This window comes from Shewanella metallivivens, assembly GCF_028750675.1.
Lineage (GTDB): Bacteria > Pseudomonadota > Gammaproteobacteria > Enterobacterales > Shewanellaceae > Shewanella > Shewanella metallivivens.
Genome location: NZ_JAQQPZ010000005.1, coordinates 17,438 through 32,130, shown reverse-complemented (window position 1 = coordinate 32,130; position 14,693 = coordinate 17,438). Strand labels below are relative to the sequence as shown.

At 44.4% G+C, this 14,693-nt stretch carries 8 protein-coding genes; 4 read left to right on the top strand and 4 right to left on the bottom strand.

Annotated features, from left to right (window positions below):
* Window positions 1-40: 40 nt before the first annotated feature.
* Window positions 41-1,210, top strand: coding sequence for a PepSY-associated TM helix domain-containing protein (locus tag PQR79_RS08235; RefSeq protein WP_238103270.1), 1,170 nt, complete (start codon window positions 41-43; stop codon window positions 1,208-1,210).
* The gene (locus PQR79_RS08230) at window positions 1,210-1,683 is read left to right on the top strand and encodes a PA2404 family protein (protein WP_238103269.1); all 474 of its coding nucleotides are present in this window, start codon (window positions 1,210-1,212) and stop codon (window positions 1,681-1,683) included. Before PQR79_RS08235 ends, PQR79_RS08230 begins: the two co-directional genes overlap by 1 nt.
* Window positions 1,684-1,747: 64 nt before the next feature.
* Here PQR79_RS08230 and PQR79_RS08225 read toward each other — a convergent pair whose 3' ends face one another.
* On the bottom strand, window positions 1,748-2,104 hold the full coding sequence (locus PQR79_RS08225) for a YkgJ family cysteine cluster protein (protein ID WP_238103268.1): 357 nt from the start codon (window positions 2,102-2,104) through the stop codon (window positions 1,748-1,750).
* 224 nt (window positions 2,105-2,328) lie between these two features.
* On the opposite strand from PQR79_RS08225, the gene PQR79_RS08220 reads away from it, so the two are divergent.
* Window positions 2,329-2,886, top strand: a complete 558-nt coding sequence (locus PQR79_RS08220; RefSeq protein ID WP_238103267.1) for a hypothetical protein — start codon at window positions 2,329-2,331, stop codon at window positions 2,884-2,886.
* Window positions 2,883-4,781, top strand: a complete 1,899-nt coding sequence (locus PQR79_RS08215; RefSeq protein ID WP_238103266.1) for an alpha/beta hydrolase family protein — start codon at window positions 2,883-2,885, stop codon at window positions 4,779-4,781. Before PQR79_RS08220 ends, PQR79_RS08215 begins: the two co-directional genes overlap by 4 nt.
* Before the next feature lie 105 nt (window positions 4,782-4,886).
* Here the strand turns inward: PQR79_RS08215 and recD are convergent, their stop codons facing one another.
* The 3 genes from recD to recC are packed head-to-tail and all read right to left on the bottom strand — an operon-like array spanning window position 4,887 to window position 14,586.
* Complete coding sequence (gene recD / locus PQR79_RS08210; protein WP_238103265.1) at window positions 4,887-7,034, bottom strand: exodeoxyribonuclease V subunit alpha; 2,148 nt, start codon at window positions 7,032-7,034, stop codon at window positions 4,887-4,889.
* Window positions 7,028-10,840, bottom strand: a complete 3,813-nt coding sequence (locus PQR79_RS08205; RefSeq protein WP_238103264.1) for a UvrD-helicase domain-containing protein — start codon at window positions 10,838-10,840, stop codon at window positions 7,028-7,030. The genes recD and PQR79_RS08205 overlap by 7 nt, the downstream gene beginning before the upstream one ends.
* Window positions 10,837-14,586: an exodeoxyribonuclease V subunit gamma gene (recC, locus tag PQR79_RS08200; protein ID WP_238103262.1), complete on the bottom strand. Its 3,750-nt coding sequence runs from the start codon at window positions 14,584-14,586 to the stop codon at window positions 10,837-10,839. Before recC ends, PQR79_RS08205 begins: the two co-directional genes overlap by 4 nt.
* Window positions 14,587-14,693 lie beyond the last annotated feature (107 nt).

Sequence of the window (14,693 nt, the reverse complement as noted above, 5' to 3'; positions counted from 1 at the left end):
ATTGGTCTTTACTTAGGCCGCGAACAGATTCGGAAGACAGATGGCAAAACTTAATAATCGATTTTGGTTTAGGCTGCATGGCTGGTTTTCATTACCCGTGTGGATCATTTTTTGTTTTGTGTGCCTTACAGGGACCATTTCAGTCATTAGCCATGAGTTAACCTGGCTGACTAACCCTGAAGCACGGGCAAGTAATCCGCAGCATGCCCAAGAAAAACCGATGTCGGAACTGGTAGAGATTGTTCAGCAAGCGCATCCAACGGCCAGTATTTCAACGGTAATGAGTTTTGAGCCTTATTTGGTTAATGCGGTTATTTTTACCGATAAGGACGTGCCGTTTGCTATTGCTTATGTCAACCAATACACAGGTGACATCCAGGAGATTAACCAAGGCATCACCTTCATTAATTTTATGCGGTCTTTGCATGGCTGGTTGCTGTTTCCTTGGCATAGTAATTACAGCGTAGGCTATTACATTGTTTGTGCCATGGCCATTGTGATGCTTGGGGCGCTCATTACTGGGCTGGTGGTGTATAAAAATTTCTGGCGGGCTTTCACTCAACCTAAATTACGCGTCACTCAAGGCAAAAAAACACTGCTCGCAGATTTACATCGTTTAGCTGGTGTATGGTCTATGTGGTTTTTACTGCTTATGAGCATTACTGGTTTGTGGTATTTGGCACAAGCAATCATGTGGCACAATCATATTGAGCTTGAAGAGCATGCACCGTTAATAGAAGTGAGTCAGGTGCCTATGTCGTCTAATGACGCGCCGACACGACCTTATACATTGTCTAATGCATTACACGTTGCTGAGCAGCAATTTCCTGACTTTAAAAGTACCTATGTGATGTTGCCTGAACACCAAAGAGATACGTATAAAGTGTATGGTCAAGGCGATCATATTTTTTATGACCAGTATGCCTATGGGGTAACAGTTAACCCCTGGAACGGCAATGTTGAAAGCGAGCGAACACCAGCAAAAATGACCACGTTACAAACGCTATCGCACATTGCCGATCCGCTGCATTACGGCACAATTGGTGGGTTGTGGACAAAAGCGATTTGGTTTGTTTTTGGCATTTTTCTAACGGGCATGTCTATTACAGGCTTTTTAATGTGGGCAGGGCGAACCGTTAAAGCAGCCAAAGCTAATGTAGACGACACCTCGAGTGTTAACTCGCATTTTGTTAAACAGGAGAGTCACTAATGGCCCGCATGCAAAACACGCTTTGGAACCGTTACAAATATAAAATCAATGGATTAATATTAGTGCTGGTGGGCTATTTTTTATATCAGTCTCTGTTTCCGCAATTTCCTGATGCGCTGCCTACTCAGGAGCTTGGTGCATTTGAAGTCACCCCAATTCCTTATAATGTGGATGCCCCATACTTGCATGATGGCACTTATACCAAAGACTTTTTACTCTTATTCAGTAAAGGGCAGGTGAGTGCAATCCGCCAAGCATATTTAACCATTGGTTCAGCACCTTTGCCATTAGCGACTTTAGCCTCGGGTGACGCAGGGATTTTACACGGTAGCCAACATGGACAAGAAGTGCATGCCATTGCACCAGAAGTGTTACTTGCTGAACATAAAATTTGGTTGACCATTGAAGACTGGCAAGGGCAGCAACAAGTGACGAGCTGGGCTTTACCTGAGGTATTATATTCTCACCACTGATTGCTAGCCTTGTGTGTTATTTGCTGGTGGCTAACTATCAGTCGCCAGCAATAACGCACAATCGTTAAATGCCAAATGCCTTACGCTCAGATTCACATTCATATTCAGCCATTTCAAATTCACGGCAAATCAGCGGTCTTAGTTCGTAAATCGAACACATCATGGTGTCTCTGTCTAGGGCTGCACACCAACCATCATCAAGTCGGCGCATCACTTCTCCGCCCCAATTATCTTTGGCTATATAGGCCTTCGGTACGCCGGTTTCGGTGATTAACATCACTTCTAATCGGCAGCAACAGGCTTGGCAATTTGAGCAGGTTATCGGGTTTTGGCTTGGCGTAGCGGTGTCGATAGCACTGCCTGATTGAGGTGAGGCGCTCGGCGCAATATCGGTAAACTTGGCAATAAGATTTGAAGGCATTAAAGGCTGCGGTTAACTATTTTGGCTAAGGATAGCGTAAATTGGCAGAGGGAAGAAAATTTAGTTTACATTGGCGACGTTATTTTTCACTGACCCTAAGAATGTCTATTTTATCTTAAGCTTTTATTTGTTATCTTTTTGTGCTGAAAAAGTTAAAAGTGATAGTGAGGTCAGTTATTTATCGACTTCATCAATAATAATAACAATCGACATGGAGTGGTTGTGTGAATCAATATCGACAATGGGTGTTAGGCGTCTTTGGTATGGCGTTATGTGGAGTGTCAACTTTAGGCTATTGCCTTCCCAAATTGAGTGACGACGAGGGGTATATTCTTGTTGCGATGAAAATTGAGCAAGGTTACGTACCGAGTCATATTACATTAGATACTGATGGGTGGTTGTCAGACTTGAGGTTTGAAGACGTTACGTCAAATTATAATTACTGGCTCGAAGTCGTTGATGCAGGCAGTTACACATGGGACCGTGTGTACCTAGCTAAACAGACCTACATTGATATATCCGAACAAGATTACGTGATTAATGTCGAGGCCGGAAAGATTAATTATGCTGGCCACCTTTCAATGTATACCGAAATGAATGGCAGCTTAAATTTCTTGATTGGTGGGGCTCGGTTTTATTTTAATAACAAAGCCAGCCAAGCGTTGGAATACATGGAAGCCAGTCATCCTGAAGTGTTAGCGCAATATAATTTGAATTACACAGGCAAAGAGAAAGATCACTTTTTTGAATATGCTAAAGCAATTGAAGGGAATCAATTATGAAGCTAATTAACGGTATTCTCTTCGCACTAACGTTTTTTTCGATGACCGCTACAGCAAACCTTGAAGACGACTTCTTCAGAAACCCAGATGTCGTCGCGCCTAAGTTAAGTCCACAGGGGCAACACTTACTGTATAAAAAGCTGGTCGATAACAATTATACCGTGGTACTTGCCGGCACAGATTTCAGTTGGGATGAAAAGGTAATTAGTTTCAGCCAGCAGTCAAAAAGAACCATTAGTGATTTTGACTGGTTAGGTAAAGCGTATTTTAGTGTTACCACATTTGATCGCCACTCTGGTATGCAGTTATTGGTGTACAAAGTGGATGAAACTAATAGTGTGAGTCAGGTTGCCCTGCTAGAACATACTTATTTATTCGACCCACTACTTGCGGTTGACGATACCTTTATTGCTCAGCGCTATAAAAATGGTGAAGCCCAATTATTTGCTATCAATATGGCTGATGATAGTTTTGAATCGCAGTTTCGGAGTAAAAAGCGTATATCAAAAGGCCCATTTCCTGAAGGGGGATGGTTACTTAACTCTTTTGGTGAACCCAACGTTAATTTTATTAGCGAAGGTGGTGTTACAGAAGTTCATGTTAAAAGAGCCGACAGTCGAAAGTGGCAACAAGTTTGGCGGCAAAGTGATCAAACTAAATTTATTCCCGTGTGGTTTGATGATGCTAAAAATGAATTGTTAGTTTTATCTGAGCAGCAAAGTGGGTATCAGAATTTATCTCGTTATGATATTCCGTCTCAGACGTTTAGCGGCGAAGTATACAGTTTGCCTGGGCGAGATATTGTTGGCATTATTCAAAACCCTTATGACAGCAGCATCATAGGTTATACCTACATGCAGGGCGGTGTATTGGTGCAAAATTATGATAATAAGTTGTCGACATACACCAGTGCATCAAAGGACAAAGAAGACAGCTATGTGATTCACTTTGACCAAGATTACCAAAAAATCGTCACCATTAATCAATCGATTGACTCACCTTCAGCTTATTATTTATTTGACACTAAAACAGGTCATAGTCAGCTAATTGGTGAAGAACGTCCCTGGTTAAATAAATACTCATTAGGCAAAAGCTCAGTGATTAAATCGATTTCTTCAGATGGTGTTGAAGTTGAGTCGTATCTGACCATGCCAAGCAATCCTTCTGTGAAAGATGTGCCTTTATTGGTGATGCCTCATGGCGGGCCATTAGGTGTTAATGACACGCGACATTTTTCAGTGGATGTGCATTATTTTGTGCAAAAAGGCTATGCGGTATTAACGCCAAATTATCGTGGCTCATCAGGTTTTGGCAAAAAATTTCTTAATAGTGGCAAGCGCCAATGGGGGCGACTCATTGAAGATGATATTGAATCTGCGGTGACTCAAGCCATTGCTAGGCAAGATATTGATGGCCAAAAAGTATGTATATTTGGCATAAGTTACGGTGGTTACTCTGCATTAATTAGTGCTATAAGACGACCTGATTTGTATAAATGTGCTATTTCTTATGCTGGAGTAACAGACATTCCATTGCTGTTTTCTGATCATAATATTTCTGAAAAAGATGATTCACGCCGGGTGTTGATTGATATTCTCGGCGATCCAAATGAATCTTGGGATACCTTAGTTGAGTACTCACCAGTGTATAGAATGAATGAATTATCTATTCCTATTTTTATTGCTCAAGGTGGCAGGGACCGTGTGGTTGATTCGGAGCACTATTTCCGCTTGAAGTACGTGTTGGATAAATTAGGCAAGCCGTATGAGTCGATGTTTTTTGGTAATGAGGTTCATGGTTTTAATTACATCATTACACAACAAGCGCTATACAGCAGTATTGATCAATTCATGCAGCAAAGTTTTGCTCAAAGTGATGTCGCTTCAGCTCATTAATCTTTAAACATATGTAGCGTCCACCTTGTTCAAAAGGTGGACGCTTTATTTTGCTCATTAGTTGTCAACATAATCGATTTAACTCGAGCGCGATTATCTCCGAACTCAATTTTGATTACCCTCTCCCCACAATCGCCAGGCCAAGCCCGATGCGCGTGAGGTGGCTTGCTGGCTGGCTTTTTCAAATATGTTTGCGCTGCCTAGGCAATAAAAATGGTTTTTGGCGCGGGTGATGGCGGTGTATAGCAGTTCTTTGGTGAGTAACTGCCATTGGGCGTTGCTCGGGCGTGTGGGCAGCACAAAGCTGACTTTATCAAATTCGCTGCCCTGGCTTTTGTGTACTGTCATGGCGTAGCAGGTTTCGTGGCTTGGCAATCTGGCGGGCAATACTTTTAATAAGCTGCCATCTGCCATCACAAAATGCGCCATTAAGCGCTCTGGTTTATTGCGGTCTTGTAAAATTAAGCCAATGTCGCCATTGAATAAGCCTAGGTTGTAATCGTTACTTTGAATAATGATCGGTCTGCCAAGATAAAACTCACCTTGAACATGGATTAACCTAGCTTGTTTTAGGCTTTCGGTCACCGCAATGTTGATGCCTTCAACGCCAAATTCACCGGCACGCATGGCGCATAAAATACGGTATTGGTTAAAGCTGTCGATAATGGCTTGTTCACTGTGTGGTAACACAATTGGCCCATGGGATTCTGTCTCTGGGTCAGTTTGTCGCTGAGTGTATGCCAAAATCGCCTGTTGATTGGCGTTAACTTGCTGTAAATATTCACCATAAGCCTGTACCGATAACGCCAGTAACTGTTGTTTACCTGTATTGTCACCTTGGGCATTTTGTTGGTGTTCATACCAATTCAGTTCGGCGTGTTGCTGACGCCACACCTGACGGATAGCAGTCACGTTAGCCTGATTGACGGCATTTGCGAGTAAGCCAATGCCGGCATCACCTTTAAAACGATGACTGTGCATTAACATGCATAAGCTGTCGCCGATTTTCGGTTGTGGGTGAATAAACTGACTCACATCTTGGCCTGTTAGTTGGCCAATTTGCAGCGCTTGGGCCTGGCTGTAACGCATTGACCATGGTGAAGGCATATTATCTTGCCCATGCTTTAAACCAATGCAAATGTCGGCTAATACAGCGCCTGCTTCAACGGAGGCGAGCTGGTCCTGATCGCCAAGTAAAATCAATCTGCCATGGGCGGGTAAGGCGCTGAGCAGTTTGTGCATCATGGGTAGGTCGACCATTGAGGCTTCGTCGACCACTAATAAGTCGAGCCGTAATGGATTGTCTTGATGATGCCTAAATTGGTGCGAGTTAGGTATAACCCCTAAGAGCCTATGCAGTGTTGAAGCTTCTTCAGGGATCTTGGTGAGCGCTTCAATTAGCACGTTTGCAATGTTTTGATCGGCTAATTGGGTTAGCTCTTTGTGTAAACGCTGCTTTGAGGCTTTAATCGATTCACTTAAGCGTGCAGCCGCTTTACCTGTGGGCGCGACTAGGCGAATGGTTAAATTCGATTGGGTAAGTAGCAGTAATAATAACTTGGTTACCGTGGTGGTTTTACCTGTGCCTGGGCCGCCAGTGATCACCGCTAATGCGTTGATGAGCGCGGTTGCAGTGGCGATTTTTTGCCAATCGATAGTGGCAGAATTATCCGTTTGTTTATTGGGAAATAAGCTGTCGATAAGCTGCGGCAACTGACTTTGGCTTAAATCAATATTGATTTGCTGGCTGGCAAGCTGGGTCAGTTTATTAGCGACTTGGGTTTCAAAAAAGTGGTATTTATTAAGGTATAAACGGCCATACTCTAAAATTAATGGCTTATTGTCACCGGGTAAACCGACAGCGTCAAACTGACTGATTTGTTCAACCAGCTGGCTATGGCTTAGGCTGATTTGGCAGTTAATTTGTGCATATTTGTGACTGTCTTCTGCCATTGGGTTAGCTAAATTAATTTGCTTAATAACCAAACAGCTGTGTTGATTAGACAACTGCTGACTCAATAAAGCACACACTAACAAAAACAGCGATGTTGAACTGTTATCTGGCTGTAATGGCTGTTGCACGTTTTCAGTATTAGCAGCTGTGTTCTGTACAGAAGCGTCAGCCGACACCTGAGTTGGCATAGATTCAATACTGGCAAGTTCAAGAGCAAAATGGCGGTCAAGCGGGGTTAATAAGCGCTGTTGTTGCCATTGTTTAAGCAATATATCGATAGGCTGACTGAGCATTAGCATGTTGGCGTCTCCATAACAGCGTGAGTCGCATCGCCATTAAATAGGCTGTTGAGTTGCTCAATTAACGCTTGTGGTGGTTTGTCAAAAAATACGCCACTACCGGGGTGTTCTGGACTCATGCCGCGTAAAAATAAGTAATAGCAGCCGCCCAGGTGTTGCTGGTAATCATAGCCGGGTAAGCGTAAGCGTAAATAACGATGCAATGCCAGGGTATACAAGATGTACTGCAAGTTATAGCGGTGGCTATTAATGGCTTGTGCCATAGCGCTTTCGCTATAATCGCTAAACTTGTCGCCAAGATGGTTAGACTTATAATCGGCAATGTAATAGCGGCCCTGGTGCTCAAAGGTTAAATCGATAAAGCCTTTTAGCATGCCTTGCAAGGTGTCAAAGTCGAGCCCGGCGACATAGCCGTGTTGCTGTAATATGTGGTTTAACTGCTGCGCTTGTAAGGTGGAGATAGGCAGATAAAACTCCATTTCGACACTGGTTTGTTTGGACGGCAATTGCATTAGGTTAATCGCGTCTGAGTCATGGTGAATTGATTGATGCTTGGCTAACGGTGTCGCTAAAATATGTTGATACCACAGGCTTAACGGTTCAAACCATAATGTTTCATCAAAACCATATTGCTTCATGGCTTTTTGCAACGCGCCGGCAAGTTCAGTGTCTGCTTGGGTAAAATCAAATAGCTCTAACACTAAGTGCATAAAGCTACCGGCGTTAGCGCCTCGCTCAAAGCTAAAGCGGTCAAGTTGTGGCTCAAGGAGTTCGTCATCTTGTAACTGCAATTGCAGTAGTTCATCACTAAAGTCTTCATCATCGGCACCTGGGGCGACGCGCTCATGGGGCAAATGTTTCACGAGGCCTGAGTAACTGCCGACTCGCCACGCTAAACTTGGCTTACGCGTGACCACTTTAGCGCTTAAATGCACATCGTTGTTATCTATGCTGGCTAATGCCGAGGTATCGATGCTGTCGCTTATTTGGCTTACACTGATGGCCTCTATGGTGGCTATTTTGTCGACCTGCGCTTTGATTAAATTAAACTCGGTGTGCTTATCGACAATCCCCAATAAATAGCCAATTCCGGTTTCGTGCAGTTGGCTGCTGATGCCCGCTCTGAGCTTGCGACTTTGATTGGCAATGTATAAATAACACACATAAATCGGCCGGGTTAACGCAACGTACAATAAACGTAAATCTTCGGCGAGGGTTTCTTGTTTAAGCTGTTCCCAACCTTCATCTGTGGCGTCTATGTCCCACACTAATTGTTCATTTTGGTGATACAGCATCGGTGATGGTCGTCGGCTGTTGTTTCTGGCGAGGCTAATAAACGGCACAAAACACACGGGGTATTCAAGCCCCTTACTTTTGTGAATCGTCACAATTTGCACCAAGTTTTGTTCACTCTCTAGGCGCAGCTGTTGCTCATCGCCGCCTTGAGTGTCGATGAGTTGTTGCTCATACCAATTGATTAAGGCGCTACTGCCGTCAAGTTCTGTGGCCTTTTGTTGCAGCAATTCAGCCAAATGCCTAAAGTCGGTTAGACGGCGCTCGCCTGAACCTTTACTGTTTGTGGCCTTGTCACTGTCGTCAATATCGTTAATGTGCTCGCTTTTAAGTTGCTCAGCTTGCGACAGATAGCGATAAATTAATTGGGTTTCGCTGGCAAAGTTGAGCAGCGCTGGCATGACGCCGCGTTTAAGCCATAACTCGTGCCAGTGAATAAATTGATTGAGTACCTGTTGGCGCTGCTCTTCATCCTGATTAAATTGATGAATTTGTAATGCGCTGTAGCCCACTAACTCGGTGGCGAGAGCTGCACGAATGGCTCGCTCATCTTTTGGGGTGGCGAGGGCATACAACAACAGCGCCATTTCACGTGCTTCTAGAGTATTAAATACACTGTCGCGACTTAAAAATACCGCACCAATTTTACGTGCTGACAACTCGGCTTTCATCACCGCGGCTTCGTTGCGATCGCGCACCAACACGGCAATGTGTTTCGCAATGAGCGGTTCGCCTTCTGCGTTACCTTTGTTGTTTATGGTGCATAACCCTTGCTGCGATTCGGTTAATAAACGTTTTATTTCACTGGCGGCGTCGGCGGCAAGTATCTGTCGGGCGGTGGCTTTATTTAAGCCAAGTTCACTGTCTTCGGCGAGTAATTTAATCCGTAATGCGCTTGGGTCTGTATTGGCTTCTTTTAACAGTTTATGAGCCGAAGTGGGTGGCGTATTGACTTGGTCATAAGGAATTTCATCACTAATAAACGGATTGCTGTGCTGGCTAAATAATTGATTGACGCCGTCGACTAACTTGGTCGATGAGCGATAGTTTGTCTCTAGATTATAGTGCGCTTGTGTTTGTTGGCGGGCAGCGATGTAGGTGTAAATATCGGCGCCGCGAAAGGCATAAATGGCTTGTTTAGGGTCGCCAATCATTAACAAACTGAGCTTGCCAGCTTGCTCGTTGTTTGCATCGGGTTGCTCAAGGCTGTTTGTTTCATTTTGCTCAGGGCTGCTTGCTTCAATTGGCTCAGGGCTGTTCTCTGCAACAAGTTCAAGTTGGGAGGCCAGTGGTTGCTGATAGACCTGGTTAAAAATAGTAAATTGCAGCGGATCGGTATCTTGGAACTCATCGATTAATGCCACTGGAAATCGCTTGGCTATTGCCTGACCCAAGGTATGCGGGTTTTGGCTTAATGCCATGGCTAAACTGAGTAACAAGTCGTCGGGCGTCATTAAGTTGCGTTGCTGCTTTTGCCCGGCAAAACGTTGGCGGATCCCTTCACGAGCGCGCACTAAAAATGATGGAATTAGTTGATTAATGAGCTCAAGTAACTTGTCGATATGTTCAAGTAAGGGGGCTTCAGCTGCGCTTGGCAGTACGCCGCCTTTATTAAGCTTAAGTTCTGATAATGCAATTTGCTCTAAGGCTTTAATTGGCGGTAAACCCTGGCTGAATGTTGCCCAGTTACTGATGTCGTCAAACACCTTGGCAAGCTTAGGGTAACCATCGCTTGCTTTACCAAAACGTTGGCCATTGAGGGGCAGTTTATGCAGTAATGCTAAGGTGTCGTTGTGCTTACCTCGCCATAATAAATTAAAGCGATTTAGGCTTATGCTTAACTCTGAGCTGAGTTTATCAAATGCCAGTGGCTGATTTGACAATTGGGCCTGGCTGGCGCCAAGTAATGGGCGTAAATTTTTTGCCAAGGTATCGGGTTCGGCAAATTTATCGCTAATGGCTTCGGCTAAAAAAGCCGGCAATGGATAACAGACTTCACGCCAAAAATCGCGCACGGCATGATGTAAAAATTCGCTGTCATCGAGGGTAAACTCAGACTCAAATAAGAGTGAGGATTCAAAAGCCATGTCGGATAAAATACGCTGACAAAAACCATGAATGGTAAAAATGGCGGCTTCGTCTAACGATTTTAAGGCTAAATCTAAGCGGCGCAGCGCGATAGGGCGCTCATCTTCGCTAATGTCTTGATATAGCTTTTCAATAAACGGATCGTCAATGGGCAAGCCTAAAAAACGTTTAAACGCTAAGTTGATACGTTTGCGGATCCTGTCGCGCAGTTCTTCGGTTGCGGCATTGGTAAAGGTTACTACCAAAATTTGTTCACAACTCAGTGGTGTATTGCCGCCATGGCCGAGTAATAAACGTAAATACAAACCCGATATGGTATAGGTTTTACCAGTACCGGCGCTGGCCTCAATTAAACTTGAGCCAGCAAAGGGCAGGGTTAATGCGTTTAACGGGGTGACTTTATTGTCGCTGCTGGCTTGCTTCATTGTTTCGATCCCGTGGTCGAACGGGTAATACTGACTACATCAGCTGATTTTGGCGCATTAGGAGTGGTTATTTCACTGACAAAGCTTTCAAGTTCAGCCAGCTTATCTTTGTGATACAGACTTATCATGGGTTGTAATAAATGCTCGACCAGTTGGCCAAAACGTTCCTGGCTAAAATCATCAGGGAAGTTAAATAAACGCTGATTGTGCGGGTCAAAGGCTTCGCCAAATTGGGTTTGGCCATCGTCCCATTTCGCTTCGGCTTTAAGCAGTTTATCTTCGTGATCACCCTCAGCTTCGGCATAGGCAAAGGCGGTTTTAGGCATAAAGCACAGTGGTTGGCGCTGGCCCTGAATAAAGCACACAATAAAGCGCATCAGTTGTTCGCGGGCTTGCTCGGCAGTGATGGGGGCAAAAGCATGAAAATGACCAATGTCGAGCAAGTAACTGTAGCCTTGTTTGGCTTTATGTTGCGCTGTTGGCGAAGCTTGATCAGCCATGGCATTGAGGCATAAGTGACGTAAATACACTCTAATAAAGTCGCGGCCGTGTGCGGTGCCCGGGCGATAATTAACGAGACCTTTTGGCAAGATATCATCTATGCGGCCAAGCAAATTAACCCGAATGTTGGTGCTGTCATCTTCGGTGAGTAAGTCAAAATTGAGGTCGATATTCACCGTGTGCATAGGTTGCTCGTCTTGCAAAAACTGCACTCGGTTAATTAGTGGCACGATGTCGCGTTGATATTGCGCCAGCAAGATATTATCAAATGGCGCCATAGGCAATTCGCCGCTGGCTTTAAGGCGGTTAATGAGTGCATCACTTGGTACACTGAGTTTATTGTCGATGGCGTTATCTATCATCGATAATTGCAATATAAAGCGCTCTAATGCATTGAGGCTAAATGGCTCATCGTTATCGTCTGCTTGAATATCTAATGATAAATCCACTTTTAAACTGCGATTAAAAAAGAACTGAGCTGGGTTTCGATAAAAGCGGATTAGCGATGACAGCTCTAATTCGACCACTTTAATGCCTTGGCTATCAATATGACTATGAGCAAACACTTCGTCAGCCTGTTCGGCTGATAAGGGCAATGGTTGATTAAAAAATGGCATACTAATCATTCCTTGTTTAGCAGGTGGACACCACTGTGAATTATAGCTTTGCTGTAGTGAGATGTTATTGCGGTTGCTACTAAATAAATTAGCATCAAATGGCTGTAATGGTTGTGCTTGGATCAGTTGTTGTAATACTAGGTTGTCGGCGTCATCATTGCTGACCTCATTGCCCTTTTCAAGTTGATGTTTAAGTGTTGATGGCAAGTAACTTAATTGGCAATATTCAATTAATTCTGACACTAGCATTGAAGCAATCCGTTCAGCATTGTCGCGTTCGCTGTGACCAATATAGCTGATGTACAGTTGTTGTCTGGCGGATAAGAGTGCTTCTAAAAATAAGTATCTGTCGTCTAAACGGCGCGATCGGTCACCTTTTTTAGGGCCAAAGTGGGCCATTAAATCAAAGCCGACAGGGTGTTGTACTCGAGGATAAACGCCATCGTTCATGCCCAGTAGGCACACCACCTGAAATGGGATTGAGCGCATTGGCATTAGGGTACAAAAGTTTATGCTGCCGGCAAGGTAGCGTTGGCCAACACGAGACTCGGTAAGGCGTTGGTTAAACCATTGCTTTAATACTTCAATATTCACTTGTCCCTGGTGTCCGGCACTTTCAAGCTCTGTTTCTAGTACCACCAAGGCGTCACGTATTGCTTGAATTTGCTCACGTTCGTCATCATTGGTGTCGTAACAGTCGGCCAATAATTGCTGTAATTGGGCCAAACGTTGTTGGGTGCTAAAGTCGCCGGCAAATAAGCTGTAGTAGGTGTCGATGGTTTCTAAAAAGTTAAGCAGTTTACCTAATGCTTGTGACGACTGACCTTCAACGCCTTGTACGGTTAACGTGCCTTGATATATCTCCGCCTGGTCGTTAAACGCATAACCTAAGATTAAGCGTTTAATGCCAAAGGCCCATGAGTTTTGTGCAAAGGGGGCCACGCCTAATTGGCTGCGTGTATCTTGATCGCGCCCCCAACGTACATTGGCTTCGTCTAACCAGCGGCGGATAAGCGACAGCTCGTCATCATCGAGATCAAAACGGCGTAAAATAGCCGGTACTTCTAAAATACTGATAATTTCAGTTAAGCCAAAGCGACTTTGATTGATATTGAGCAGGGTTAAAAAACTATTTATCAGTGGTGACTCTTGCGCTGCGCCGCGATCGGCAATGGCGTAGGGCAGGTAGTAGTCGCCTTTTTGCGGGTTTGTGTCGGCAAAGTATTGGCTATTTGCTGTGCCAAATACGGCGTCGATAAACGGCGCATATGCAGCGACGTCTGGCATCATCACCACAATATCTTTAGGGCGTAAATTGCTGTCATTAGACAACAGCTCAAGTAAATGATCGTGTAGGGTTTCGACTTCTCTTAAGGCGCTGTGACAACTGCGTAGCGTAATGGAGTTGTCGTTAATGTGCAGCTCTCGTCTTGCGCTTAAGTCCTGGTAAATGTCAGCATCTGGGCCTAATGGTTGGCCTAGGGTTTCCATTTGTAAAATGTCGTACTGTACGCCATGTAATAGATTATCTGGTGTGGGCTCAACATAACAATCGTAACCAAAGTCGGTGTGCTCGGGTGGCAAACTGAGCATTAAATCGAGTAATTCGCGGCCCATTTGGCCATTGTTTGCCAGTAAAGGGTTGCCCACTTCTAGCTTGTCTTCCCAGCCCTGGTCGAGTTGTTTTTTGTTGGCATATTGCAGTGCCATGCGCGCTCTGGCTTTGGGCTCGATTATGTCGCCCCAATAATGCTGACACGGGCTTAGCGACAACATAATCACGTCTATTCTTGAAGCTAAATGGTAAAGCACCTCAAGGGTTTGTGGTGGCATGGATGAAATACCAAACACATATAAGCGCTCAGGTAACATGGATAAATCGGTGTCAGGGTTTATCAGCGCGGCCAGTAAGTCGGCATGTAAATTAGCGCGATGATAATGGCTAGCTTGTAGCTGGTGGCGATTGTAATCGACCAGTGCGCGCCACAAAATAGGTTGCCAACGTTGATTGTCATCGAGTTCAAGTTGTTCATCTGTTTGGCTCAGAGGCTGGTTTTGCTCCCAGGCGAGAATCCACTCAGGGCGATACACCAAATATTGGTCAAATATATCGGCAATGCGACCACATAATTGAAATAACTTAATCGCCTCGTGGGCGGTGTCGTTAGTTTGCAATGCGTGACTATGCTTGCCGGTATCATCAGGAGCGTTAGTTGTTTCGTCATCGTGCTCGACGGTTACTGTGTCGTTCAGATTATTGTCTGGGGTGATCTGCGGGCTTAAATATTGCTTTAATGGGCTAAAGTCGCTGTTGTCTAGCAAACTTGGCAATAAATCCATTAATTTCCAGGTCATTGCCGCTTTAGTAAATGCGTTATCTTTTGGCACGTTGGGCAGTAAGTCATGGCATAACTGCCAAGTAAAACTCGATGGCAGGGGAAAGGTTAATGCCGCCGCAATACCATTATGCTTGGCCACTTCTAATCGTAACCACGTCGACATACCGGGACTTTGTACCAGAATATGTTCACCGCTCAATACATTCAGGTTATCGGAGCTAATCGCCAGCAATTTGGCTAGCTGTTGCGATAACACTTCCATTTGATTTGATTGAATTAAGGTAAGCATGAGCAACTCGCTGATTTGACATTAATTCATTCTATGGACTCTGGAGAATTTCAGCAATCAAAACAGTGTAAAAGCATATTATTTGCTGAACTAATATGCATTGTTTT